Origin of the sequence: Maribacter sp. 1_MG-2023, assembly GCF_030547005.1 — a bacterium.
Taxonomy (GTDB): domain Bacteria; phylum Bacteroidota; class Bacteroidia; order Flavobacteriales; family Flavobacteriaceae; genus Maribacter.
Map to the genome: position 1 here is coordinate 20,942 of NZ_JAUOPN010000011.1, position 26,084 is coordinate 47,025.

27 protein-coding genes are annotated in these 26,084 nt (G+C 35.6%); 17 read left to right on the plus strand and 10 right to left on the minus strand.

Annotated features, from left to right (window positions below; genetic code table 11):
- Positions 1 to 249: 249 nt before the first annotated feature.
- Positions 250 to 846: a Crp/Fnr family transcriptional regulator gene (locus tag Q4500_RS12845; RefSeq protein ID WP_303600052.1), complete on the plus strand. Its 597-nt coding sequence runs from the start codon at positions 250 to 252 to the stop codon at positions 844 to 846.
- On the opposite strand, the gene Q4500_RS12850 is transcribed toward Q4500_RS12845, so the two are convergent.
- Complete coding sequence (locus Q4500_RS12850; protein WP_303600053.1) at positions 843 to 1,709, minus strand: bile acid:sodium symporter family protein; 867 nt, start codon at positions 1,707 to 1,709, stop codon at positions 843 to 845. The two genes, Q4500_RS12845 and Q4500_RS12850, sit on opposite strands and share 4 nt — an antisense overlap.
- A gap of 140 nt (positions 1,710 to 1,849) precedes the next feature.
- Between Q4500_RS12850 and Q4500_RS12855 the strand changes: the two genes are divergently transcribed.
- The 9 genes from Q4500_RS12855 (at position 1,850) to Q4500_RS12895 (ending at position 11,430) form a co-directional block, all read left to right on the plus strand.
- Complete coding sequence (locus tag Q4500_RS12855) at positions 1,850 to 3,664, plus strand: acyl-CoA dehydrogenase (RefSeq protein ID WP_303600054.1); 1,815 nt, start codon at positions 1,850 to 1,852, stop codon at positions 3,662 to 3,664.
- A 258-nt stretch (positions 3,665 to 3,922) separates the two neighbouring features.
- Positions 3,923 to 4,699 carry a glucose 1-dehydrogenase gene (locus tag Q4500_RS12860; RefSeq protein WP_303600055.1) on the plus strand — a complete coding sequence of 259 codons (777 nt, stop codon included), beginning with the start codon at positions 3,923 to 3,925 and terminating at the stop codon, positions 4,697 to 4,699.
- Positions 4,700 to 4,819: 120 nt separating this feature from the next.
- Complete coding sequence (locus Q4500_RS12865; RefSeq protein WP_303600056.1) at positions 4,820 to 6,034, plus strand: acyl-CoA dehydrogenase family protein; 1,215 nt, start codon at positions 4,820 to 4,822, stop codon at positions 6,032 to 6,034.
- A gap of 153 nt (positions 6,035 to 6,187) precedes the next feature.
- Entirely contained in the window at positions 6,188 to 7,255 is a 1,068-nt protein-coding gene (locus Q4500_RS12870) for a phosphotransferase family protein (protein WP_303600057.1), read from the plus strand.
- A gap of 4 nt (positions 7,256 to 7,259) precedes the next feature.
- The gene (locus Q4500_RS12875; protein WP_303600058.1) at positions 7,260 to 7,643 is read left to right on the plus strand and encodes a DUF1330 domain-containing protein; all 384 of its coding nucleotides are present in this window, start codon (positions 7,260 to 7,262) and stop codon (positions 7,641 to 7,643) included.
- Positions 7,644 to 7,761: 118 nt separating this feature from the next.
- Complete coding sequence (locus Q4500_RS12880) at positions 7,762 to 8,517, plus strand: SDR family NAD(P)-dependent oxidoreductase (RefSeq protein ID WP_303600059.1); 756 nt, start codon at positions 7,762 to 7,764, stop codon at positions 8,515 to 8,517.
- A gap of 6 nt (positions 8,518 to 8,523) precedes the next feature.
- Complete coding sequence (locus Q4500_RS12885; RefSeq protein WP_303600060.1) at positions 8,524 to 9,294, plus strand: enoyl-CoA hydratase/isomerase family protein; 771 nt, start codon at positions 8,524 to 8,526, stop codon at positions 9,292 to 9,294.
- Between the two features lie 80 nt (positions 9,295 to 9,374).
- Positions 9,375 to 10,373 (plus strand): NADP-dependent oxidoreductase, encoded by a 999-nt coding sequence (locus Q4500_RS12890; RefSeq protein WP_303600061.1) that lies wholly within the window; start codon positions 9,375 to 9,377, stop codon positions 10,371 to 10,373.
- A 79-nt stretch (positions 10,374 to 10,452) separates the two neighbouring features.
- Positions 10,453 to 11,430 carry an NADPH:quinone oxidoreductase family protein gene (locus Q4500_RS12895; protein WP_303600062.1) on the plus strand — a complete coding sequence of 326 codons (978 nt, stop codon included), beginning with the start codon at positions 10,453 to 10,455 and terminating at the stop codon, positions 11,428 to 11,430.
- Between the two features lie 230 nt (positions 11,431 to 11,660).
- On the opposite strand, the gene Q4500_RS12900 is transcribed toward Q4500_RS12895, so the two are convergent.
- Positions 11,661 to 12,380 carry a peptidylprolyl isomerase gene (locus tag Q4500_RS12900; RefSeq protein WP_303600063.1) on the minus strand — a complete coding sequence of 240 codons (720 nt, stop codon included), beginning with the start codon at positions 12,378 to 12,380 and terminating at the stop codon, positions 11,661 to 11,663.
- Between Q4500_RS12900 and Q4500_RS12905 the strand changes: the two genes are divergently transcribed.
- Both Q4500_RS12905 and Q4500_RS12910 read left to right on the plus strand, forming a co-directional pair.
- On the plus strand, positions 12,379 to 13,020 hold the full coding sequence (locus tag Q4500_RS12905) for a CoA pyrophosphatase (protein WP_303600064.1): 642 nt from the start codon (positions 12,379 to 12,381) through the stop codon (positions 13,018 to 13,020). The two genes, Q4500_RS12900 and Q4500_RS12905, sit on opposite strands and share 2 nt — an antisense overlap.
- A gap of 26 nt (positions 13,021 to 13,046) precedes the next feature.
- The gene (locus Q4500_RS12910; RefSeq protein ID WP_303600065.1) at positions 13,047 to 13,853 is read left to right on the plus strand and encodes a 1-acyl-sn-glycerol-3-phosphate acyltransferase; all 807 of its coding nucleotides are present in this window, start codon (positions 13,047 to 13,049) and stop codon (positions 13,851 to 13,853) included.
- Here Q4500_RS12910 and Q4500_RS12915 read toward each other — a convergent pair.
- The 3 genes from Q4500_RS12915 to Q4500_RS12925 form a co-directional block, all read right to left on the minus strand.
- On the minus strand, positions 13,850 to 14,500 hold the full coding sequence (locus Q4500_RS12915; protein WP_303600066.1) for a hypothetical protein: 651 nt from the start codon (positions 14,498 to 14,500) through the stop codon (positions 13,850 to 13,852). The genes Q4500_RS12910 and Q4500_RS12915 overlap by 4 nt on opposite strands.
- 4 nt (positions 14,501 to 14,504) lie before the next feature.
- Complete coding sequence (locus Q4500_RS12920) at positions 14,505 to 14,999, minus strand: RNA polymerase sigma factor (protein ID WP_073245699.1); 495 nt, start codon at positions 14,997 to 14,999, stop codon at positions 14,505 to 14,507.
- A 126-nt stretch (positions 15,000 to 15,125) separates the two neighbouring features.
- A complete protein-coding gene (locus tag Q4500_RS12925) occupies positions 15,126 to 16,553 on the minus strand; it encodes an amidohydrolase (protein ID WP_303600067.1) in 1,428 nt (475 codons plus the stop codon).
- Positions 16,554 to 16,653: 100 nt separating this feature from the next.
- On the opposite strand from Q4500_RS12925, the gene Q4500_RS12930 reads away from it, so the two are divergent.
- Together Q4500_RS12930 and Q4500_RS12935 are read left to right on the plus strand one after the other, a co-directional pair.
- Positions 16,654 to 17,946 (plus strand): NAD(P)/FAD-dependent oxidoreductase, encoded by a 1,293-nt coding sequence (locus Q4500_RS12930; RefSeq protein ID WP_303600068.1) that lies wholly within the window; start codon positions 16,654 to 16,656, stop codon positions 17,944 to 17,946.
- A gap of 135 nt (positions 17,947 to 18,081) precedes the next feature.
- The gene (locus Q4500_RS12935) at positions 18,082 to 18,597 is read left to right on the plus strand and encodes a hypothetical protein (RefSeq protein ID WP_303600069.1); all 516 of its coding nucleotides are present in this window, start codon (positions 18,082 to 18,084) and stop codon (positions 18,595 to 18,597) included.
- Here Q4500_RS12935 and xerD read toward each other — a convergent pair.
- A complete protein-coding gene (gene xerD, locus Q4500_RS12940) occupies positions 18,594 to 19,496 on the minus strand; it encodes a site-specific tyrosine recombinase XerD (RefSeq protein ID WP_303600070.1) in 903 nt (300 codons plus the stop codon). The two genes, Q4500_RS12935 and xerD, sit on opposite strands and share 4 nt — an antisense overlap.
- 188 nt (positions 19,497 to 19,684) lie before the next feature.
- On the opposite strand from xerD, the gene Q4500_RS12945 reads away from it, so the two are divergent.
- The gene (locus tag Q4500_RS12945; RefSeq protein WP_303600071.1) at positions 19,685 to 20,203 is read left to right on the plus strand and encodes an outer membrane beta-barrel protein; all 519 of its coding nucleotides are present in this window, start codon (positions 19,685 to 19,687) and stop codon (positions 20,201 to 20,203) included.
- A gap of 76 nt (positions 20,204 to 20,279) precedes the next feature.
- On the plus strand, positions 20,280 to 20,696 hold the full coding sequence (gene aroQ / locus Q4500_RS12950; RefSeq protein ID WP_303600072.1) for a type II 3-dehydroquinate dehydratase: 417 nt from the start codon (positions 20,280 to 20,282) through the stop codon (positions 20,694 to 20,696).
- Positions 20,697 to 20,817: 121 nt separating this feature from the next.
- On the opposite strand, the gene Q4500_RS12955 is transcribed toward aroQ, so the two are convergent.
- From Q4500_RS12955 to Q4500_RS12970, 4 genes are all read right to left on the minus strand, one after another.
- Positions 20,818 to 21,105 (minus strand): DUF3817 domain-containing protein, encoded by a 288-nt coding sequence (locus Q4500_RS12955; protein WP_303600073.1) that lies wholly within the window; start codon positions 21,103 to 21,105, stop codon positions 20,818 to 20,820.
- A 21-nt stretch (positions 21,106 to 21,126) separates the two neighbouring features.
- Positions 21,127 to 22,518 (minus strand): dihydrolipoyl dehydrogenase, encoded by a 1,392-nt coding sequence (gene lpdA, locus Q4500_RS12960; RefSeq protein ID WP_303600074.1) that lies wholly within the window; start codon positions 22,516 to 22,518, stop codon positions 21,127 to 21,129.
- A gap of 198 nt (positions 22,519 to 22,716) precedes the next feature.
- The gene (msrB, locus tag Q4500_RS12965) at positions 22,717 to 23,214 is read right to left on the minus strand and encodes a peptide-methionine (R)-S-oxide reductase MsrB (protein ID WP_303600075.1); all 498 of its coding nucleotides are present in this window, start codon (positions 23,212 to 23,214) and stop codon (positions 22,717 to 22,719) included.
- A gap of 158 nt (positions 23,215 to 23,372) precedes the next feature.
- Positions 23,373 to 23,960, minus strand: coding sequence for a collagen-like protein (locus Q4500_RS12970; protein WP_303600076.1), 588 nt, complete (start codon positions 23,958 to 23,960; stop codon positions 23,373 to 23,375).
- Between the two features lie 173 nt (positions 23,961 to 24,133).
- On the opposite strand from Q4500_RS12970, the gene glgB reads away from it, so the two are divergent.
- A complete protein-coding gene (gene glgB / locus Q4500_RS12975) occupies positions 24,134 to 26,029 on the plus strand; it encodes a 1,4-alpha-glucan branching protein GlgB (RefSeq protein WP_303600077.1) in 1,896 nt (631 codons plus the stop codon).
- The last annotated feature ends 55 nt before the right edge of the window (positions 26,030 to 26,084 follow it).

Below are 26,084 nucleotides of genomic sequence, written 5' to 3' on the forward strand. Positions count from 1 at the left end.
TTACGCTAAAAGCTTCATGAAAAACAGTAAAAGAGGTTCTGATAACTACTGATTTTGACAGAATACATCATGTTGTAAAAGGGAAAGCAGTGGTATTGCTCTATTTTTCTTGAGCGGCTATTTTTTTATATTCTTAAAATTATAAGTGCGGTTGGTAGAATATGGTAATATTTTGTGCTCTATTTTTTGAAATTGCCTATATTTATAATCATCCTAAATCGATTATACTAATTATAAAACAACCTAAAAGTGACTTCTCTGCAAAATCTTAAGAATAAAATTCTCTCTTACAATAAAGTAGATGACGATGTTTTAGATTATTGGTTGTCACTGTATGAAAGAATTGAATTGAAGAAAGGCGAAGCACTGATTTCTTCAGGTCAAATGGTTAACTATTTTTATTATTTAGATGCTGGTTGTATCTATTATTATAAAGTTCAAGATGGGGAGACCAAAGTTTTGGAGTTTTATACCGAAGATATTTTCTTTACCGATCTACCAGCCTATGTAAAAGGTTCGCCTTCAAGATATTTTTTAACGGCAACTGAAGAATCCACAGTCTTTGCAATAAAAAAATCGAATGCAGAAATGTCTTTTGATAATTCGCATCAATTAGAAAGATTTGGCAGATTGTCAATGCAAGAAGCTTTTTTAAAATCATACAGTCGTGTAGAACGTATGAACAGTCGTACAAATGAAGAGCGTTATTTGAGGTTATTGGAGAAAAGGCCCGATTTATTTCAGCGTCTACCACAGTATTTAATAGCATCATATTTAGGTTTGACACCTGTCGGGCTCTCTAAAATTCGAAAGCGTGTGGGTCAAAGAGAAAGCGATTGTGTTTAAATAATTTGTTTTTTAATCTGTTTATTGCTCCAGTAAATAAAAATACCTGCAGTAAAAAACATTAGAGTTCCATAAATAGCTGGTGCTATGGCATAAGCGGTATTGTTAAGTAGAATCGTTGCAATACTTATACCCAATGTTCCATTTTGTATTCCACCTTCTATAGCTACAGAAATACGTTGTTTAAGGGGTAGGCTGAAAATATATCCTAAGATATATCCAATAGACATGGTAATAACATTAAGAGTTAAAGTTACAAGACCGGCTTCTTGAATATTGTTTATTAGCAGCGCCCGTTCTTTAATAAGAATTGCCACCAAAACAATGACAAAGAATATACCCGATGCTTTTTTTACTGGTTTTTCCATTTTCAAAGCAAAGCTTGGGCTTTTATATTTTAGTATCATCCCTAAGCCAACAGGTAAAATTACGATGATGAATACTTGTAAAATGGTTTGGGCTATATTGAGTTGAATAGTTGTGCCTTCACCCAAAACTTCTTGCAAACCTAAATTGATAATAAAAGGAATCGATACCAAGGTTATTAAGCTACTTATTGCGGTTAGTGAAACTGAAAGTGCAGTATCGACATTTGCTAAATGTGTAATTAAGTTTGAAGTTGGTCCGCCAGGGCAGGCAGAAATAATGATGACGCCAATCGCAATTTCTGGCGATAAGTTGAAGATTCGTATGAGGATGAAGCCAACTATGAGAAGATTGATTAATTGACAGCATAGACCAATTAATATGGCTTTAGGTTTACTGAATATTCGAACGAAATCTTTGATCTCTAAAGATAAACCCATGCCGAACATGATGATGATTAGGGAAATAGCAAGAATTGCGTTAGAAATATTATCCATAAAATGCTAAGGTTTAGAGAGATAGTTCTAAATATAGAAGATTTGACTGTGATAATCGTTGGTTTCATTCTTTTATTAAACTAGTTTAATGAGTTTGGGTAAAATATCTACTAACTTGATGTTTCATAAAATACAACGCAATGGCAAATCAATATGTAGACTTAGAAACGCTCAAATTCTTATTATATAAAGTAAATAATCTGCAAGATGTTCTTGACCAAGAGCGCTATGCAGAATATGATCAAGAATCGGTAGAAATGATGCTGAATTCGGTTAAAGATTTTTCTGACAAAGAGCTTTACCCTTATTTCAGGGAGATGGATGAGAAGCCAGCACATTTTAAAGATGGTGAGATTGTAGTGCATCCTCAGGTGTTAAAATTTATGAAAGCTGGTGGAGAAATGGGGCTGATTGCAAGTTCATTTTCATATGAGCATGGTGGTATGCAAATGCCTGCCATGGCGGCACATGCTTCGGCATTTATACAAGATGCAGCTAACAATCATTTACAAGGTTATATTGGTTTAACGGTGGGTTCTGCAGAATTGATTGCCCATTTTGGTAGTCAAGAGCTTAAAGATATTTACTTGTCTAATATGCTTTCTGGAAAATGGGGCGGTACTATGTGTTTAACTGAACCACAGGCAGGTAGTTCACTTTCAGATATTACAACATCTGCTACGCCCGATGGCGATACCTATAAAATTAACGGACAGAAAATATTTATATCAGGTGGTGATTACCAAGGTGCAGAGAATATTGTGCATTTGGTTTTGGCAAGAATAAAAGGTGCACCAGCGGGCACAAAAGGAATATCTTTATTTGTGGTGCCTAAAAATAAACCAACTGCCAATGGTGGTTTAACACCTAATGATGTAACCGTAGTTGCCGATTTTGAAAAAATGGGACAACGTGGCTATTGTACAACGCACTTATTTTTTGGTGATAAAGAAAATTGTGAAGGTTGGCTTGTAGGTGAGGCTAATCAAGGGTTAAAATATATGTTTTTAATGATGAATGGCGCGAGAATCGGGGTTGGTAGAGGTGCAGCGGCGATAGCTTCGGCAGCATACCAAGCTTCTTTGAACTATGCGAACGAAAGACCACAAGGGCGTAAATTAACAAGCACAGGTAAAAAAGATGCAAACCAAGAGCAGACCTTAATTATTAACCATGCAGATGTTCGTAGAATGTTATTGTTGCAAAAAGTAATTACCGAAGGTGCTCAAAGTTTAGTACTGTTGACTGCAAAATATCATGACCTTTCTATAGCAAGTGCAACAGTAGAAGAACGCGAAAAATATAGATTGCTATTAGAGATTATGACACCTTTAGTAAAAACATATCCGTCTGAAGCGGGTATTGTTTCGGTAAATAATGGTGTTCAGGTTTTAGGTGGATATGGGTTTTGTTCCGAATATATATTACAACAATATTTAAGAGATATCCGTATTTCAGCTATCTATGAAGGTACAACGGGTATTCAATCTCAAGATTTATTAGGTAGAAAAGTAACGATGGATAACGGGAAGGCTTTACAGCTATTATCCGAAGAAATCACAAACACCATAAAAGCGAGTATGGTTCACGATTCTTTAAAACCATATGCAAATAAATTAGGAGGTAAATTAGAATTGACACAACAGGTATTACAAAGCTTAATGGGCTTTGCCATGAAGGGCGATTACCAGCGTTTCTTAGCAGATGCTACTCCGTTTATGGAATTCTTTAGTACAATAGTACAAAGTTGGTTATGGCTAAATATAGGTCTTGAAGCTCAAAATGCCTTAGTAATGGGTAATAATGATCACAGTACAGAATTCTATGAAAGTAAAATTCATGCCATGGAATTCTATTTCAAATACGAACTTCCAAAAACTTCGGGACTAGCAGAAATACTTATGGATAATGAGAAAGCTTTAACCATCGGTACAGATAAAGAAGTCTTTATTTAATAAGAAAGAATAGTACTATTTGTTACCTTGAAAAGAGATTGATACAGATGTTTTAAACTTTTTAAGGCATTAATTAAAATAGGTAGAATTTCCTCCTTTCAATTGAAGGGAGGAGTTTTCTAACTTAGGGTGAAAACACGAGAATAGGAATGTTTCGTTCACAAGAAAAAGTTTAAAATAAATTCACATTTAGAATATAACGCAGGTTTTGTCATTTCTTGATATAAAAACTAGCACAGAAAAACGAGATATAAACATATGAATAGCATAAAACAAAAATTTGATCTTACAGGAAAAGTGGCAATCGTTACAGGTTCTAGTAAAGGAATAGGCTTATCTATTGCGCGTGGTTTAGCGGAGAACGGAGCCAAGTTGGTTATCAGTAGTCGAAATCAAGAAGCTGTTGATGCTGTTGCAGCTGAATTTAATGAAGCTGGTTTTGATGCTATTGGTATTGCCTGTCATATTGGTGATGCAGAACAGAGAGAAGCACTGCTAGCAAAGACGGTTGAAAAATATGGACGAATAGATATATTGGTAAATAATGCAGCGATCAATCCTTTTTATGGTCCCATAGAAAGTGCTGAAGAAGAGGTTTTTGATAAAATAATGAATGTTAACGTAAAAGCACCTTGGTTACTCTCAAACCTGGTGCAACCATTTATGAAAGAGAATGGCAGCGGTAGTATTATTAATATTTCGTCTGTAGAGGGTATTCATCCAGGGTTTAGATTAGGATTGTATAGTATGACCAAATCTGCCTTAATTATGCTTACAAAAAATCAGGCTAAAGAGTGGGGTAGATACGGTATTCGTTCTAATGTAGTTTGTCCCGGACTCATTAAAACAAAGTTCAGTCAAAGTCTTTGGTCCAATGATAAATTAGTTGAAGGTTACAATCAGACCGTGCCATTAAAAAGAATGGCAGAACCAGATGAAATGGCAGGCATCGTAATGCTCTTGGCATCAGATGCAGGTTCGTATATGACCGGTGGTGTTTACGCAGCAGACGGTGGATATTTAATTTCAGGATAAAAATCTGTATTCGATTTTGGTTAAGAGTTATGCTATCCTAAGGGGGTAAAGCTTATCAACTAAAATTCAAATCCAAATCCAAAAATACATTCTAAACACTATCAACGAAAACGAGAAAAAATGAATTTTGAATATTCAGAAAAATCCAAAGAACTTCAAGAAAAGCTAAAGCAGTTTGTATCTCAAAATTTGGCTCCTGTTGAAAAAGAAGTAGAGGCTTTTCATAAAGACCCGGCAAATGCATGGACAAAGTGGCCAGGTTTAGAAGGATTAAAACAAAAAGCAAAAAATGCAGGTTTATGGAATCTTTTCCTTCCAAAAACATATGGTGATTTAAGTCCGGGTTTGACCAATATGGAATATGCTCCATTGGCAGAGATTATGGGGCGCACGTTATGGTCATCAGAAGTATTCAATTGCAGCGCACCAGATACCGGTAATATGGAAGTATTATCAAAATATGGTACTCCAAAACAGCAAGAAAAATGGTTAAAACCATTGATGAATGGCGACATTCGTTCTGCATTTTTAATGACAGAACCTGACGTCGCTTCATCAGATGCTACCAATATAGAAACATCTATCGTAGCCGATGGTGATGAATACGTAATTAATGGTCGTAAATGGTGGTCATCGGGTGCAATGGATCCTAATTGTAAGATTGCCATTGTCATGGGAAAAACAGATTTTGATGCTCCCAGACATGTGCAACAAAGTATGATTTTGGTTCCTATGGACACACCGGGTCTAAAAGTGATTAGACCGTTAACAGTTTTTGGTTACAACGATTCTCCAGAGGGTCATGCAGAAATTCTTTTAGATAATGTTCGCGTACCCAAAGAAAACTTATTGGTTGGCGAAGGTCAGGGGTTTGCAATTGCTCAGGGTAGATTAGGTCCTGGTAGAATACATCACTGCATGCGATTGATAGGTATGGCGCAACGCTCGCTAGAAATTATGTCGCAACGTACAACGCAACGCAAACCTTTTGGAAGAACTTTAGATACCTACAGTAGTGTTCGTCAAGATATTGCAAATTCAGCTTGTGAGATAGAGCAAACAAGACTTCTGGTACTCTCTGCAGCCGATAAAATGGATAAACTAGGCAACAAAGAAGCCAAAGATTTAATTGCCATGATTAAAATTGTAACGCCAAATATGACACTGAGAGTAGTAGATAGGGCAATGCAAATTTTAGGTGGATTGGGTGTAAGCAGCGATGTACCATTGGCACATTTTTTTGCTGCTGCCAGAATGCTCAGATTAGCTGATGGACCAGATGAGGTTCATATGAGCCAATTGGGTAAGAATGTTATAAAGCAGTACTCGAAGTAACAACAGAATAAGAATAAACTAGCACTAAGTATATGGTAAAGGGAGACTTAGATGTCATTTCGAACTTGTCGAAAACTTAAGTATACAAAAAGTGTATTGGTTTAAGAATGATTGTAAACTAGAAAGAATAAAGAGCAACTGATAATAAAGAAGATGAATTTAAAACCAGTCAGAGAAGGTGAAGAATTAAACGACGTCAAACTTAAGAAATTCTTGTTTGAGCATAACCTTATTACAGACGCCAAAAGCGAGCTGCAGGTTGGTCAATTCTCCAATGGTTTTTCAAATCTAACATATCTATTACATATAGAAGATAAAGAATATGTATTACGTCGCCCTCCATTTGCCGCTCCGAAGAGAGGTCATGATATGGGAAGGGAATATAAAGTAATTCACAACTTGAATAAGGTATTCGATAAGGCACCAATGGCATTTGCCTATACAGAAGATGTCGATGTAATTGGTGCCCCATTTTATATAATGAGTAAGGTTTTAGGTGAAATTTTAACTGCAAAAGAAGCAAGAACAAGACAGGTTTCTCCTTCAGAATTCAAAACAATTTCAAATACCTGGCTCGATACTTTCGTAGAATTTCATAATGTCGATTACAAGGCAGCAGGATTAGATAATTTAGGCAGACCTGTAGGGTATGTTGAAAGACAAGTTACCAATTGGGGTAAACAATATTTAGCAGCCGCTACCGATGACGTGCCTACCGCTGAAAAGGTAATGGCATGGATGCAAGATAATCAGCCGAAAGAATACGATCATACTTTAATACATAACGATTTTAAGTATGACAATGTCGTTTTTAAAGATGATACGTGGAAAGAGATTACGGCTATTCTAGATTGGGAAATGTGCACGCTAGGTGATCCTTTAATGGATTTAGGTACTTCTTTAGGCTATTGGACCACTGCTGCCGATCCCGATTTTATGAAGCAAGGTTTGCAATCGCCAACGGTAATGGAAGGCAACCCATCTAGAACAGAAATCGTTCAGCAATATGGACTGAAGAGTGGTAGAAATATAGATAACCTTACATTTTATTATACGTACGGACTTTTTAAAATAGCGGTTATCGCGCAGCAAATATATTACAGGTACAAGCACGGGCATACTAGTGACCCAAAATTTGCTAACTTGAATAAAGCTTCAGAATTATGTTGTAATACAGCGTGGCAAGCCATTCAGAAAAATCAAATTGATAATTTATTTTAAGGGTATGAAAAAAGAAGCATTTCTAGAAATCAATGAAGAACAATTTAAGGCATTTGTAAAATTTCCCAAGGATACTTCTGTAGTGATGCTTAATTTATTGAAATTTAAAGAATTGGTGACAGAAACAGGCTTGTCGGGAGCTGATTCTTATAAAGAATATATGAAAAAAGCGACTCCTTTTTTCATAAAAGCAGAAGCAGAAATCTTATTTATGGGAAAAGAAACCACCATGTTAATAGGACCGGAAGACGAAGAATTATGGGATAAAATTTTACTCATAAAATATAAAACGATTTCAGATTTTTTAGAAATGATACAAGCCGAAGGTTATCCTTCTCATTTAAGAAATCAAGCATTGGAAGATTCTCGGTTAATTCATTGTAGCTGAATAGCAGGAATATAAATTGAAAAAATAACCAGGCAGTAGTTAGATAGTTAATCAATCTTTTTTGCCAAAACCAACACAGTCAAGAATCTGGTAACACTAAAAGTTTAAAAAGGAACAAATGAATTTAAAAGACAAAATTGTAATTATAACAGGTGCAGGTAGTGGTATTGGCGCAGCAACGGCAAAACTTTTTGGAACACATGGTGCAAACGTTATTGTTTCTGATATTAACGTAGAGAACGCGAATAAGGTAGTTGAAGAAATAAAAAGCGCAGGTGGCACGGCATCGGCAGTTAAAACCGATGTAACCAAGTTTGAAGAAGTTGAAAGCTTAATAACAGGCACAGTTTCAAAATACGGTAGTCTTGATGTCATGGTAAATAATGCGGGTATTGGTGGAAAGCACCAAGCAAAAACTGCAGATCATACGCATGATGATTGGCATAATGTAATAGCCGTGAACCAAACTGGCGTATTTTATTGTATGCAGGCGGCCATAAAGCAAATGCTCTCTCAAGGAAAAGGGAATATAGTAAACGTAGCATCGCTTGCAGGTTTGAAAGCATCAGGAAATAACTTGTCGTATAGCGCAAGCAAATTTGCAGTGGTAGGTATGACAAAGTCCGCCGCCTTAGAATATGGCAGAAAAAATATCCGTGTCAATGCCGTTTGTCCTGGATTTACACACTCAGCACTATTAGAACAATTATTGTCCGTAAGTCCTGATATGGGCTCTAAACTTAAACGCTTTATACCAATGGGGCGCTTTGGTGAAGCAGATGAAATTGCAGAGGCAATCTGCTGGTTGGCTTCTGATAATTCTAAATTTATTACAGGTCAGACCATAACATTAGACGGTGGAACTTCATTATAAGCAAATATGAAAACATTAGAAATAACATATAAAGGTGATTATGCTATAGTTCAAATGAACCGTGGTAAGGTAAACGCGATTAATGCCGAAATGGTAAATGAATTATCGACTACGTTTCGTGACTTAGAAAAAAATATAGCGGTAAAGGGGGTAATTCTAACAGGTCAGCCCCATTACTTTTCTGCAGGTTTAGATTTAATTGAATTGTATCAATATGAACAAGAACAAATCACTCATTTTTTCACAGTATTTGGTGCTTTATATCTTCAATTAGTCCAGTTTAAAAAACCATTCATCTCAGCAATTACCGGTCATTCTCCGGCAGGAGGTTGTGTATTGGCAGTGGCAAGTGATAATCGGTATATGGCAGAAGGAGACAAGTATGTTATAGGCTTAAATGAGGTAGCCGTTAACATTCAAATAAGTCAAAACCTAACAGAAGCATATGCATTTTGGATGGGCGATGGTTTGGCAAGTAGATATATTCTAGAAGGAAAATTACTATCTGGAAAAGAAGCATTGGCAGCCGGACTGGTAGATGAGTTAGTGCCTTTAGAAAATGTATTGGAACGTGCTGAAAAGCAGATGAAAATATATATGAGGGCAGACCAAGAAATTCTTATGAATACAAAGGCAAAACTTAGAAAGCACCTTTTAGATAAACTAGACTTAAATGCCGAAACTTCATTGAAAGAAGCATCAGAGCTTTGGTGGAAACCAGAAATTCGAGCCAAAATGAAAGCTTACGTCGAAAGTTTTTCGAGCAAGAAGAAGTAAAGTAAGGGGTTCGAAATTAAAATTATAAGGTTCAAATTAAACAGATTTCCTTTAGCAGGAATTTAAAAGATAAAAGAAACATGAATAAACAATTATTATTTGTAAAAAGACCACAAGGTGAAGCAGATGCTTCTACATGGTCGCTAGTAACGACTCCAACACCTGAAATAGAGGAAGGTCAATTTTTGGTAAAACAACATTATGTATCACTAGATCCTGCTATGCGCGGGTGGATGAATGATGCAAGATCATATATAGCACCAATGGAAATTGGTTCGGTCATGAGAGCGGGTTCTGTTGGCGAGGTAGTAGCCTCTAAAAACCCAAAATTTAAAGTAGGACAATATGTTGCTGGTACCGGTGGAGTTCAACAATATGCCGTAACTGACGGAACAGGATTTTATCCTGTAGATCCAAAATTAGCTCCGTTACCCACTTATATAGGTTCTTTAGGTATGCCAGGAATGACAGCTTTTTTCGGAATTCAAGAAGTAGGGAAGATTAAAGCAGGCGATATCGTTGTGGTTTCAGGTGCTGCAGGAGCTGTTGGGAGTATCGTTGGTCAAATTGCCAAAATAAAAGGTTGCCATGTGGTAGGTATAGCCGGTGGCGCAGATAAATGTAAATATGTAGTTGACGAACTTGGTTTTGACGCTTGTATCGACTACAAAAATGAGGATATCAAAGCACGTTTGAAAGAAGAATGCCCAAAGGGATTAGATGTTTATTTTGATAATGTAGGTGGTGAAATTTTAGATGCCGTTCTAGGCAGATTAAGACTTCATGCAAGAATTGTTATTTGTGGTGCCATTTCTCAGTATAACAATAAAGAGGCGGTAAAAGGCCCAAGTAATTATCTATCACTTTTGGTCAATAGAGCCAGCATGACAGGTATCGTTGTTTTTGATTGGGCAGATAGATATAAAGAAGGAGCTGAACAATTAGGCATATGGATGGCACAAGGAAAAATAAAGAGCCGTGAAGATATTTACGAAGGAATTGAAAATTTTCCACAGACCTACAACCGACTTTTCTCAGGAGATAAAATGGGGAAATTGGTTTTGAAGGTGATAGAATAAATATAACTAACCGCAGAATGCCAAACGCATCACTTCTCAAGCAGAATATGCGATGAGCGATGAGCACAAAGCTAAAAAAATGAAAGCAATACGATGTAATAAATACGGTCCTCCATCTTCTTTGGTATTGGAAGAAGTTGATAATTTAAAACCAAAGGCGAAGGAGGTTTTAGTAGCGGTAAAAGCATGCGGACTTAATTTCCCTGATACACTTATAATACAAGGGTTGTATCAATTTAAACCAGAATTACCTTTTACACCAGGTAGTGATGTAGCAGGAGTTGTGAAGGAAGTAGGCGAAGGTATAACTCATTTGAAAGTGGGTCAAGAAGTATTTGGTTTTGTAGCTCACGGCGGTTTGGCAGAAGAAGTTATCGTACCTGCAAATGCCTGTTTTCCAAAACCACCACAAATGGATTTTCCGACAGCAGCGTCATTTTTAATGGCGTACGGTACTTCTTACCATGCATTAAAAGATAGAGGTGTATTGGTAGAAGAGGAAACTCTTTTAGTACTGGGGGCATCTGGTGGCGTAGGGTTGGCAGCTGTTGAGTTAGGTAAGTTAATGGGAGCAAAAGTTATTGCAGCAGCTTCAACAGATGAAAAACTATCCTTATGCCAAGAATATGGAGCTGACGCAACTATAAACTACACCACACAAGATTTAAAAGAATCAATTAAAGTTCTGACAGAAGGTAAAGGTGTAGATGTCATATATGATCCGGTAGGTGGTGCATATTCAGAAGCGGCATTTCGTGGTATGGCCAGAAACGGTAGGTATTTGGTGGTTGGATTTGCCGCTGGTGATATTCCGAAAATACCATTGAACCTTCCTTTATTAAAAGAGGCTTCTATTGTTGGTGTTTTTTGGGGAGCTTTTGCAATGAAAGATTCTAAAGCAAATATGGAAAATACAATGACTTTAATGAAATGGCATGCCCAGGGAAAATTGAAACCACATATTCACGCCATTTACAATTTGGAAGATACATCAAAAGCATTGGAAGAAATGACGAATAGAAAAGTGATGGGTAAGTTGATTGTAAAGATTGAGTAGTGTTTTTTTTAAGTACAAAGTAAAAAGTATGAAGTTGAAATGTAGTCGATTTTTGATTATATGCTGTCGTTTAGTATGAAACAGATTTTAAGAAAATATTGAAATTCAATATGGTTGTTATAAAAATCATTTGATTTTTATAACAACCAACAACCAACAACCAACAACCAACAACCAACAACCAACAACCAACAACCAACAACCAACAACCAACAACCAAAAGTCAAAAACTACTCTAGTACTTCAGCCTTTTCGATGTAGATATTTTGCAAAGGCCAATCTCCTTTTTCAACGGGTACATTGTTAATTTTATCAACCACATTCATACCTTCTATAATTCTGCCAAAAGGAGTGTATTCATTATCTAAATGATACGATCCAGGGTCGGTAACAACTATGAAAAATTCAAAAGGAGATGCTAGCATATGAGGGTTGTCCATTTCACTACTAGGCATAGAAACTGTGCCTCTATGATGCTTATGACCTTTTCGAGTATCTGGTGGTAATAAATACCTGCCTATGTCATTTCTCTTCTTTCCTGTTTTCTCGTCATCAGAATTACCACCTTGGATAATGAAATTTTTCACGACTCTATGAAATTGCGTATAATCAAAATAACCCTTTTCGGTAAGGTAAATGAAATTGGCTCGGTGATAAGGTACATTTTCAAATAGCTCTATGGTAAAACTGCCTAGATTAGTAGTGATTTTAACCTTATTGGATTTTAAAGTTTTTTCATAATTGAAAAAGAAATCAATGGCATTGTCTTCGGTGAGTTCAAAAGCTTCTTCTTGCTCGTCATTTATAATTTCTTTTTCTGTAATTTTAGTAGAGTCTATAATTGTCTGGGCCGTAGAAATTGTAGTGTCAACTTTCTTAGAAGTATCTTTACAGCCAGCTAAAGCTACAATAGCAACAAAAAGGAATATATAGAATTTAAGTGAACGCATGGATTTTAAATTTTTTGAACAACAAATATCAAAAATAAAGGATCTACCGCTACCGGGAGAAGCTTCGCAGTATAAAATGGCTCCAGAAATTCGTATAGAAGAGTTGCAGCGAATTAATCAGGCGAAGAAGAATCCGAGGAAAGCGGCAGTTATGGCATTATTTTATCCAACGTTAAATCAAAATACCAATCTATTGTTGATTCTGAGAAAAACATATAAAGGTGTACACTCGAACCAAGTAGGTTTTCCAGGCGGTAAAGTAGAAAAATCAGATAACGGATTGCTTACTACAGCGTTACGCGAAACTTATGAAGAAGTAGGGGTAGACCCCAAAGATGTAACCTTGGTGAAAGAAATTTCAGAAATTTTTATTCCTCCAAGTAATTTTATTGTTCAGCCATTTATAGGGCTATATAAAGAACCGAAACCTTTTGTAAAACAAGAATCAGAAGTAGAATTGATTCTAGAAGTTCCAATTGTAGATTTTTTAGACGAATCAAAAATTGTATCCAAAAAAATAACAACCTCTTATGCTGTAGATATTGAAGTACCTGCCTTTAAATTAAACGGTTATATAGTTTGGGGTGCTACGGCAATGATGTTGAATGAGATTAAAGAGTTATTAAAGCAGGTGTTGTAAGGCATATTTATTTATTTTAGCATTCTATGGGATTATTCGATAAAAACCCTTTCGGGCATAATGTATATATTAAAAAATGGCTAATTCGTATTTTGGCCTTGCTTTCGCATCAGCGCTATAAAGGATTTAATACGTTAGAAATTGAAGGCTCTGATATTATTAGAAGCCTGCCAGATAGAAATGTACTATTTGTAAGTAACCATCAAACTTACTTTGCTGATGTAGTGGCTATGTTTCATGTATTCAATGCTAGCTTAAGTGGCAGAGAAGATTCTATAAAGAACTTAGGTTATATATGGCAGCCTAAATTGAACATGTATTATGTTGCGGCTGCAGAAACCATGAGAAAAAGTCTGTTGACGAAAATTATGGCCTATGCAGGTTCTGTAAGTGTAGAGAGAACATGGCGTTCTGAAGGTAAAGATGTAAAGCGTCAAGTAAAAATGAGCGATATCTCTAGCATTGGTTTAGCTTTAAACGATGGTTGGGTTATTACTTTTCCTCAAGGCACGACGACACCATGGAAACCTTTAAGAAAGGGTACGGCACATATTATTAAAAAATACAAACCAGTAGTTGTACCTGTAGTAATTGATGGCTTTAGACGTTCTTTTGATAAAAAAGGACTACGTGTCAAGAAAAAAGGAATTCTTCAATCTATGGTTATTAAAGAGCCATTACAAATAGATTATGAGAATGAATCTTCTGAATCTATAATTGAAAAGTTAGAATACGCCATAGAGCAACATCCATCATTTTTAAAGGTTATATCTAAAAAAGATTTAATGGCTGTAGAAGAGGAAAACAAGCAGCGTAAGTGGAGAAATTCTTAAACTGCTAAGTGCCTTAATTCACTATAATTTTTCTTTAGTTTTCTTAGTAGTAGACCGTAAAGTAAAAAGTAAATTACTCCCATTAATAAAGTTAAGATTACTCCAAAAATACCAATGGATAGCATTACGGTGATTTTCAACTTTTCTTGTGATATGTTTTCTAGACTACCTTTTAATTCAGGGAAAGCTGAAATAATATTATCGTTCAAATAAACACCGATTATCATAATGATAATGGTAACCATTATCATTGATAATGAAAAAATGACGTAGTGCTTTACTGTTTTTCTTGTCTTTATAATTTTCTTCATCAAGTTTTTAGAATTATCTAAAACTGATATTTCTTTAAATCGTTTATAGAATTGAAATATAAAGTAAAATGCAACTGCATACGTAAATACAGAAATAATCAGTAGGTATTTAGATACGCCAATTTTATCATAGATTTCCATTCCTTCACGCATAGAAGGTAATAGGTACAAAAGATGGGGTAAGGTGAATTCTAAAATACTAATAATCAATATCCATTTAACAATAGAGGAAGATTTCTTCCATATCATTTTGTGAATATCTTCATAGCTCAGTTTAGGAACATTAAATTCCTTCTTCTGCCAGTCTTTCTTTAATAATTCCAGTTCGTCCGTCATATGCTTATGGATTCAAAATGGTTCTTAATTTTGTTTTGATACGATTCATCTTCACTCGTGCATTTACTTCGGTAATTCCCAAAGTTTCTGAGATTTCAGTGTAATTTTTATCCTCCAGATATAAAAAAACCAATGCTTTGTCAACATCATTCAACTGCTTTACCGCTTTGTACATCAACTTCAATTGCAATTCTTCGGTTTCATCATACTCATCTGCCTTGATTTTAAAAATTATAGACTCATAATCAGCAGTATCAATTCTTCTTTTATTTTTTCGATATAAGGTGATGGCGGTGTTCAATGCCACACGATACATCCACGTGCTAAACTTAGCTTCACCCCTAAATTTGGGATAAGCTTTCCATAATTGAATAGTTATTTCTTGAAACAAATCGTTGTGAGAGTCGCGGTCATTTGTATATAGGGTACACACTTTATGGACAATATTTTGATTGTCCTGCAGCTCGGTCACAAATTTGTGTTCAAGTTCTTTATTCACTATTGGTTGGTTATTCTTATCACGTTAGTCTATCAATAGTTTCTTTTGTTACAATAAATCTACAAATACATAAAAAAAAAGTGCCAAAGTATACTTTGGCACTTTTTAATCTATAGTAATCTATGACTATTTTCTGTAATCTAAAGCAGGTGCTCTATCCCCTAAAAGAGGAATGTATTTAAAATGTGCACCTCTTTTTTCAATGAATTCTTTCTTTGCAGTTTCAATCAGTTTTTTATCCTTGAACAAATCTATTGCAGTCATTGTTAATGTTTTTGCGGCAATCATCATCCCTTTATTGCCAATAGAAGTTCCGCCCGCAGCAACTGCTTGCCAGCTATGCGCCGGTGTACCTGGCACCCAAGTAGCAGCGCTAAAGCCAACTGTTGGTACGGTGAAGCTAACATCACCAACATCGGTAGAACCAAATGCTTTAGCTTCGGTCTTGTACGGTTGTACATTTTTTGCAGTAGCAAGATCTGCTTTTTCTTGACCTAATGTTTTTGCAATTTTATCGGCAAAAGCCTTTTCTTTTGCTGTATATTCCATTCCGCCAACTTCAGATAGGTTTTCATGCATCACTTTCTGTAAAGTAAGATTTGGTAGTAACTCATGCGTACCACCGATCATTTCATAATCCATCGTTGTACCTGTGCCTAAAGCAGCACCTTCGGCAGCTTTTACCATACGGTCAAAAATTTCAATAACTACGTCGCGTCTATTATGGCGAGCATAGTAATACACTTCTGCAAAATCAGGAATAACGTTCGGTGCTTTACCACCATCTGTAATTACATAATGAATTCTGGCTTCTTGAGGTATGTGCTCACGCATCATATTGATCATCATATCCATAGCTTCAACACCATCTAAAGCAGAACGACCTTTGTCTGGCGAAGCAGCTGCATGTGCAGAAATACCATGAAATCTAAATTTAGCAGATTTATTTGCTAAGGCCGCGCCAGCACTTGCAGCATTTTGAGCTCCTGGGTGCCAGTGTAAGGCAATATCAACATCATTAAAAAGTCCTTCACGAACCATATAAACTTTACCAGAACCACCTTCTTCTGCGGGTGTGCCGTAGAAACGAATAGTGCCTTTAGATTTGTTTGCCTCTAACCATTCTTTTGTTGAAATTGCAGCAGCTGTAGAAGCTGTACCAAATAAATGGTGTCCGCATGCGTGACCTGCAGCTGCGCCAGCAGATTCTTTTTCAGAGACCGCTTTTTGAGAAAGACCAGGTAAGGCATCAAATTCACCCATAATGGCAATTACCGGGCTTCCACTACCATATTCTGCAATGAAAGCTGTTGGTATGTCTGCAACACCTTTTTTAATGGTGAAACCAGCATCTTTTAATGTCTGTTGCAGAAGACCAGAACTTTGTTCTTCTTGATATCCCATTTCTGCGAACTCCCAAATATTTTGAGCTATAATTCCGTAATCGGCACTTTTTTGCTCTAAATTTTTAATAATGTCTTTTTCGCTCTTTTGAGCATTCATCGAATAAAAGGAAGTACCGAGTACTGCTAATAAAATAAGGGTTTTACGCATTTTGTTGTTTGTTTGAGTTAGACCTTAAAGATACTGAAAACACATAATTATTTTAAAGTAGAAATCCATTTGTTTAATTTCGCATTTAAGTATTCATACTATGAACATACCACTTTCGAGCTATCCTAGAATTGTAATTATAGGTGGTGGTTTTGGCGGAGTCTCTCTGGCTAAAAAATTGAGTAAGCAAGAAGTACAGGTAGTTCTTATCGATAAGAACAATTACCATACTTTTCAACCCTTATTATATCAAGTATCTACAGGTGGTCTTGAACCAGATTCTATAGCATACCCGCTACGTAAAGTTTTAATAGGGTATGATAATTTTTATTTCCGCTTAGCTGAAGTTGAGCATATAGATACTAACGGTAAAAAGTTGAATACAAATATTGGAGATATAAGTTTTGATTATTTAGTAGTCGCAACAGGTTCTGAAACTAATTTCTTTGGAAATGAGGAGATAGAAAAGAACGCGATGTCTATGAAGTCGATTCCGCAATCATTAAATCTGCGTAGTTTAATTTTAGAGAACTTTGAGCAGGCCCTTCTTACAGATGATTATCATGAAAGAGATGCTTTGATGAATTTCGTAATTGTAGGTGGTGGACCAACAGGGGTAGAGTTGTCTGGTGCTTTGGCAGAAATTAAGAAAGGTATTTTACCAAAAGATTACCCAGATTTAGATACTAGAAGAGCACAGATTAATCTTGTACAAGGTGGCGATTGTTTACTTCCGGGCTTTAGTGCGCAAGCATCAAAAAAGGCTGAAGATTTCTTAGAAAAGTTAGGTGTCCAAGTTTGGAAAGGAGTTCGGGTTACCGGGTATAATGGTAAAACGGTTACAACAAAAACAGATTTAAAATTCGATGCAGCTACTGTGGTTTGGGCTGCCGGGGTAAAAGGTGCCGGTATTAAAGGTTTAGATGCTGAAGGCGTAATTGTTGGTGGCAATAGAATAAATGTCAATGAATTCAATCAGGTAATAGGTCATCCTTTTATATTTGCAATAGGCGATATTGCGTGTATGGCTACTCCAGATAATCCTCGTGGGCACCCAATGGTAGCACAACCTGCAATACAGCAGGGTAAACTACTGGGTGAAAATTTAGTAAATTTATTGGAAAATAAGCCCATGAAGCCATTTGTCTATAATGATAAAGGTAGCATGGCAACTATTGGTAGAAATAAAGCGGTCTGTGATATTAAGAAATTCAGATTTCAGGGTATTTTTGCTTGGTTCGTTTGGATGTTCGTACACCTGTTTTTCTTAATCGGTTTTAGAAATAGAATGGTAGTATTTATCAATTGGGTATATAACTATATTCGATTTGATCGTGAAGCACGATTAATCATCCGTCCATTTAAAAGAGATTACAGTCAGTTTAAAGATTAAGAATACTTCAATTTAGGTATTTATAATTAAAGCGTTCTAAATACTTGGCAGTTAAATTTTTGCAAAGTATTTCGGTGGTTCTTATTTTTAGAATATCTTTTGTAGGAATTTATATCAATAAACGATATTTTACCTATGAAAGTTCTGATAAGTTCTTTTCTTTTCTTTTTCGTAATTACTACTAGAGGGCAGACAATAGAAGAACCACCAGTATCAAACCTACCTTCTTCATTAAACGGATTGTTTATAACCGGGCACGCATATCCTACTTCTGCAATTGGTGATGTTCATAAGTCTTTTATGGTGCAATACGGAGTTTCAAAATCGTTACAATTAGAACTTCAAGGTTTTTATGATACGTATATTTTAAGTGAAAGATTTAGATCCAGTGTATTAGCTAAAGTGTACTTGAATGAACGATTATATTTACTTGGTGGGGTAGAAGCAGAGATAGCTACAGAAAATGCAGGTGTTGGACAAACACCATATCGTATTGGTTTTGTTACTGGGATAGGATATGATGTCGATCCTAATTTAATGATTGAGTTGAAGGCTAATATTCAAATGAATAATCCGAGTATGGGTGCATTTGGTGAAAAGCACGTAGTAATGCCCGCTGCACTTACATTAGGTAGTAAGTGGAAATTTTAATGACTCTTTCTAGGGTGATACGTATTCATGACTTCAGCTAAGTGAGATCGGTCTACATGCATGTATATTTCTGTGGTAGTAATACTTTCATGCCCAAGCATTTGTTGAATAGATCGTAAATCAGCACCATTTTCAAGTAAATGAGTAGCAAAAGAATGCCTAAATGTATGCGGACTTATACTTTTCTGCAATCCGATGGTTACAGCTAAGTTTTTTACTATAGTAAATATCATAGCTCGGGTAAGTTGCTTACCACGTCGATTAAGAAATAGGATATCTTGAAAACCTTCTTGAATATTTAAATGTACCCTAATTTCATTTCTATAAATATCAATGTATGTCTTGTTTACAGTGCTAATGGGTACAAAGCGTTGTTTGTCTCCTTTGCCGGTTACCTTTATAAAATCTTCCTCAAAAAAAAGATCAGATATTTTTAATCCGATAAGTTCAGATACTCTTAATCCGCAGCCATATAAAGTTTCTAGCATAGCGCGGTTACGTTCTCCTTCTGCAGAACTCAAATCTATGGCGCCGATTAATTTGTCTATTTCATTTTCAGAAAGTGTATCAGGTAGTTTTCGTCCAATCTTCGGAGATTCGATTAAATCTAAGGGATTGTCTTTTCTGTAATCTTCAAATATTAAATAGTTGAAAAAACTTTTGAGTCCCGATATAATTCGTGCTTGTGATCTAGGGTTGACCACTTTGGCAATTTCATAGATGAATTGCTGAACCGTGTTTTTGTCAATAAGTATTGGGGTGGTAGTAATGGCATGGTTATCAAGAAAAGTCATCAATTTCTCGATATCCATAGTATAACTCTGTATAGAGTTTTTTGATAACCCTCGTTCAAGCTTAAGATATACTGTGTAATCTTTTAATGCATGTTTCCAATTCATGGTTTAAAGATAAAGAATCCATTAATTATGAATATGATAATGTAGTAATGTGGGTTGTATTTAGATGCAGTAAATTAATATGACCTATCTAAAAGTTAGTTGTACCACTACTTTAATGGTATTCACAACAAAGATGCTTTTAAGCTTAGTCTTACTTCTATTTTTGTAAGAAATAAACCGACCAAACCATGAATAAGTATTTCATTTTATTATTTGCATTATGTCTTTCAACCGGAATTTTCGCTCAAGAAGGCTTCAAATTTGGTATACAAGGAGGTATTCCACTAGATGATTATAACGAAGCTGTAAGTATTGTGCTTGGAGCAGATTTCTCATACATGTATCCTTTAGGTGAAGTAGTGGATGTGGGGCCGGCAGTAGGTTTTATACATGGTTTTGCAGAAACCTTTCAAACAACGATTATTAGAGAAGAACAAGAATCTATTCAGTTTTTGCCGTTGTCTGCAGGCGTTCGTTTTTGGACATCAAATGATTTCTCATTTGGTGGAAATATAGGTTATGCGATGGGTTTAAGTGATGGTAATGAAGGCGGTTTGTATTACAGACCTACAATTGCTTATTTAATGAGTTCAAGTGTTGAGGTTAATTTTTCTTATACAGGTATAGATATCGAAGAAACTACTTGGTCAACTTTGACATTGGGTATCGTTTATAATTTCGAGCCAAAGTACAGAACCCGTCGCTAGACTTTACTTTATTTAAGTATTGTTAACGACAAACATTTCTAATTCATTGTAAAGTAACATTCATTATTTTTGATGTATGAAGATTATCATTATAAATGGTCCCAACCTAAATCTATTAGGAAAAAGGGAGCCAGACGTTTACGGTTCTGAAACTTTTGAAGATTACTTTTCAAAATTACAATTCAAATTTAAAGATGTTGAATTAGAATATTTTCAATCGAATATTGAGGGTGAGCTAATTTCTAAAATTCAAGATACAGGCTTTTCATATGATGGTATTGTGCTCAATGCAGCAGCTTATACACATACTTCTGTGGGTATTGGTGATGCTGTAAAAGCGGTAGAAACTCCCGTAATTGAAGTTCATATATCAAATACCCACCAGCGCGAAGAATATAGGCATGTATCTTATATATCGCCTGCTGCAAATGGTGTTATACTTGGTTTTGGTTTAAAAAGCTATGATCTTGCTATCGCGAGCTTTTTGTTTTAAAAAAATAAAACCATTTTGATTTACTCAGGACACTTTTTTAGGTATGAATACCAGTGTTTAATTAAGAATAAGTTCTTGATTTATATATTTATGAACTAAAGGTGTTCGAGATAAATTTGCCTTAACCGTTATCTTCTGTTCTTAAATATTTCTCTTCTACGTAAAATGTAGCAAAGGGTAGAAGGGAGGCTATACCAAAAATAAAGACTTTTTTAAAGCTCCATTTGTGTTTAAAGCCTACTATAAGTGTGAGAGCTATAAAGGCGATGAACAAGAAACCGTGAGCGTAGCCGACCAATTTATTTGGTTCTGGTATTTCTGCCCAATATTTTAATGGCATGGTTACCCCGAACAACGCCAAATAGGAGATTCCTTCTAAAATTGCCGTTGCTCGAAATAATTTTAACATGCTATACTATTTTGTATTTAATTATAAGTGAATTACCTCGTCATAAGCTGCTGCAGTAGCTTCCATAACAGCTTCGCTCATGGTTGGGTGTGGGTGAATAGCTTTTAATACTTCATGACCAGTAGTTTCTAGTTTACGACCAAGAACCGCTTCAGCAATCATATCTGTAACACCTGCACCAATCATATGGCAACCTAACCATTCGCCGTACTTGGCATCATATATAACTTTAACGAATCCTTCAGATGCACCAGAAGCTTGTGCTTTACCACTTGCAGAGAAAGGAAATTTACCAACTTTAATGTCGATACCTTTTTCTCTAGCTTGTTTTTCGGTTAAACCAACAGAAGCGATTTCAGGAGAACAGTATGTACAACCTGGTATGTTACCATAATCTAGAGGCTCAACATGCATTTCTGCTAATTTCTCTACACATAAAATACCTTCTGCAGATGCAACGTGGGCAAGTGCTGGACCCGGTGTAACATCACCAATCGCGAAATATCCTGGTATGTTCGTTTGGTAATAATCATTAACCAAAATCTTATCTCTGTCGGTAGCGATACCAACATCTTCTAATCCTATATTTTCAATATTGGTTTTAATACCAACAGCAGATAATACGATATCAGCTTCTAAAACTTGTTCGCCTTTAGCGGTTTTTACGGTAGCTTTTACACCACCGCCAGAAGTGTCGACAGAAGTAACTTCTGCAGATGTCATAATTTTAACACCCGCTTTTTTGAAGCTTCTTTCTAATTGTTTAGAAACGTCTTCATCTTCAACTGGTACTATATTCGGTAAATATTCAACAACGGTAACCTCAGTTCCCATGGAGTTGTAGAAGTAAGCGAACTCGATACCAATGGCACCACTACCAACAACAATCATTTTCTTAGGTTGTTTTTCTAAGGTCATTGCTTGTCTGTACCCAATAATTTTCTTACCATCTTGTGGTAAGCTAGGTAGTTCGCGACTTCTTGCACCTGTAGCAATGATAATATTGTTTGCACTGTATTCGGTGGTAGAACCATCTTCGGCCTTAACAGAAACTTTCTTTCCGGCTTTTAATGTTCCGTAACCTTTAATAACTGCTATTTTATTCTTTTTCATCAAGAATTGAACACCTTTGCTCATTCCTTCGGCAACGCCACGGCTTCTTTTTACTACGGCATCAAAATCTTTATCGGCACCATTAATTTTTAAACCATAATCTTCTGCATGTTTCAAGTATTCAAATACTTGTGCAGATTTCAACAATGCTTTAGTAGGTATACAACCCCAATTTAAGCAAACACCTCCTAAACTTTCTTTTTCAATAATGGCAGTCTTAAACCCTAATTGTGCAGCCCTAATAGCGGTTACATATCCACCAGGACCACTACCTAAAACAATAATATCGAAAGTGCTCATATTTTGATTTTTTGTAGATTGAATTGAGCTGCAAAAATACAAAACCTTATTGAAATTAATTGTAGGTTTTTAAAATATGACCTTTAATATGAAATTGTGATATTTAAGAAATTCACCTAGCTGCTTTAGTATGAGTCTTATAGAAAAAAAGAAGAGGTCTAAAAAGACCTCTTGCAATTATAAATTCTAATTTAAATGTTATTTGGCAGGCACAAAATTTAGTGCAACACCGTTAACACAATGGCGCAAACCGGTTGGGTCTGGTCCATCTTCAAAAACATGACCTAAATGTCCGCCACATGTGGCACAATGCTCTTCGGTTCTTTTATAACCAATTTTATAATCTACATCATAAGCTACATTACCTTCAATTTCTTCATAGAAACTAGGCCACCCTGTACCAGAATCGAATTTGGTATAACTTTTAAATAGGGGAGTAGCACATGCAGCACAAACGTATGTACCTTTTTCTTTATTTTTTAATAGTTCGCTAGTAAATGGGTTTTCAGTAGCGGCTTCACGAAGTACGTAATATTGAGAATCGGTCAACTCCTTTTTCCATTCGCTATTCGTTTTTTGAACGGCGAATTCTTTTTTCTCATAAGTTTTTGAGCTAGTAGCCATCTCTTTTTCTTGAGAAGTGCCTTTACAGCTTACAAAAAGTATGAGTAGTGCAATTACAATATTTATTTTCATCTTTTCAATTTTTTAGTTCTGTCGATAAAATTATACATTCCTTTCAATGTACTGTATCTACGTAACATTTTAGGTTAAAGTTCTAAACAAAGTAAATAAAAAAAGCCTTTGATTATCATTCAAAGGCTTTAGATTAAATAGGTTAACTACATGGGGTGTTAATCTAATTTTACTTTTTGAATGCTATCTTCCGTGATACCTAAATGTGCCATTACAGAATTGATGTTAGAGGTGTCTAACTTACCGGTTGTTGCTATTTCTCCAGGAATAATAACTACACGTAAAATTTGATTATCCGTATAATCTGTATCTAAAGTACTTAAGTCGAAATTGCCATCAATGAAAACTTGTGTGTCAAATAAAGTATGTGAAAAAACATATTGTATTATTCCTTCATCAAAAAAATAATTTTGAGGTAAGAGTCCCCATGAATCTTCTACAGCTCCGTCACCAAATTCCACCGGTCCATCATATCGATAAATTAAAACCACATCTTCTTTAAAAGTCTCAAAACTGGTAAAATCTGAAAATGTAATCAAATTATCATAAAGATTATCAGTGGCATTATAAGTGAAATTAACCCCTTCTAATTCAAACACCTGTGCTTGAATTGCATCTACGCCATCTTGTCCGGCAGGACCTCTTTCACCATCAAATCCATCAAAACCAGCAGGTCCCTGTGGTCCTTCACATGAAATAAAAAATAGTGTTGCAAGTGCTCCAATAAATAAATTCAGTTTTCTCATAATGTTATATTTTTTCGGTTTGAGTTTTTATTTTGAATAGTTGTTTCAAAAAGCGTTCCATTTTTGGTATTTAGATATTTAAATCGGATATTAACTGCTATATTTTCAACATAAATGAATTGAAGTCGACCGTCTTTAAAAGATGATTAGCTTTACAAAAATAAACACTCTATATGCCTAACGTACAAGTTCACTCACTTTTTACTGATTTTGACATAGACCTTTTTAAAGGAGGTAAGCATTATCGACTATATGAAAAGTTGGGTTCGCATTTGGTAGAAGTTGACGGTGTAGCGGGTACATACTTTGCCGTTTGGGCACCGTCTGCAAAATCTGTTTCTGTAGTTGGTAATTTTAATTCTTGGGATTCAGATGACCACAAGTTGAATGTTCGTTGGGATTCTAGCGGAATTTGGGAAGGTTTTATTCCTAAAATAAGAAAGGGCGAAGTTTATAAATACAAGATACAGTCCAATAATAATGACATCTGGACAGAAAAAGCGGATCCTTTTGCAAGGTACTGCGAACACCCACCAAATACAGCATCTATTGTTTGGAAAGCCGAGCATGATTGGAAAGATGATGCTTGGATGGGATACAGAAAAGATAAAAACGGATTAGATAAACCATACTCCGTTTATGAAGTGCATTTAGGGTCATGGAAGAAAAATTTAGAGAATAAGTTTTTAACCTATAAAGAGTTTGCAATAGATCTTGTAAACTATGTAAAAGAAATGGGGTATACCCATGTAGAATTTATGCCGATCATGGAGTATCCTTATGATCCTTCTTGGGGGTACCAATTAACAGGTTATTTTGCGCCAACATCAAGATTTGGTTCTCCTGAAGAATTTAAGTTTTTAGTAGACGCTTTCCATCAAAACGATATAGGAGTAATTTTAGACTGGGTACCTTCTCATTTTCCAGAAGATGCACATGGTCTTGGTTTCTTTGATGGTTCTAATTTATATGAACATCCAGATAGAAGAAAGGGCTACCATACCGATTGGAAGAGTTTGATATTTAATTATGGTAGAAATGAGGTTAGAGCATTTCTGATAAGTAATGCCATATTTTGGTTAGACCAATTTCATGTAGATGGTCTTCGTGTAGACGCCGTTGCATCTATGTTATATTTAGATTATTCTAGAGAAGATGGTGAGTGGGAACCAAATATATATGGTAGTAATGAGAATTTAGAAGCCATATCTTTTATTCGAGAACTGAATGAAGCGGTATATTCTAGTTTCGATGGTGTACAGACTATTGCCGAAGAATCTACAGCGTTTTCAGGGGTTTCAAAACCAGTTGAACATGGTGGCTTAGGTTTTGGTATGAAATGGATGATGGGCTGGATGCACGATACATTACAGTTTTTTCAAAAAGAACCAATTTATAGAAAGCACCACCAGAATGATCTAACATTTAGTATGACCTATGCTTTTACCGAGAATTTTATGTTGCCTTTTTCGCATGATGAGGTAGTGTATGGCAAGCAGTCATTAGTATATAGAATGCCAGGTGATGAATGGCAACGGTTTGCAAATTTAAGATTGTTGTTCGGGTATATGTTTACCCACCCAGGTACCAAATTAATGTTTATGGGTGGCGAATTTGGTCAAACGGCAGAGTGGAATTTTGAGCAAAGTTTAGATTGGCATTTATTGCAGTATGATGGTCATAAAGGAATTCAAGACTTTGTAAAAGATTTAAATCATCTATACAAAAGCGCACCGGCATTATATGAAAAGCAATTTAGTCCAGAAGGTTTTCAATGGATAGATTATGGCGATCACGAAAATTCTGTATTGACCTATGTACGCAAAGGTCATGATGAAAAGAACGATTTAATTATAGCGTGTAATTTTACGCCAGTACCAAGAGAGAATTATAGAATCGGTAATCCTAAAAAAGGAAAATTAATAGAAGTTTTAAATAGTGATGATGCCAAATATGGTGGCGGCGGAAATTTAAATAGTAAAATAAAATCGTCTACCAAACCGGCTCACGGACATAAAAAGTCTATAGAAATTACTATTCCGCCTTTAGGTATAGTAATACTGAAATAATTTGAAGTAGTTTTTGTTTTAGTCTGCTTTAAAGAATTTCTTTGAGAGTAATAAT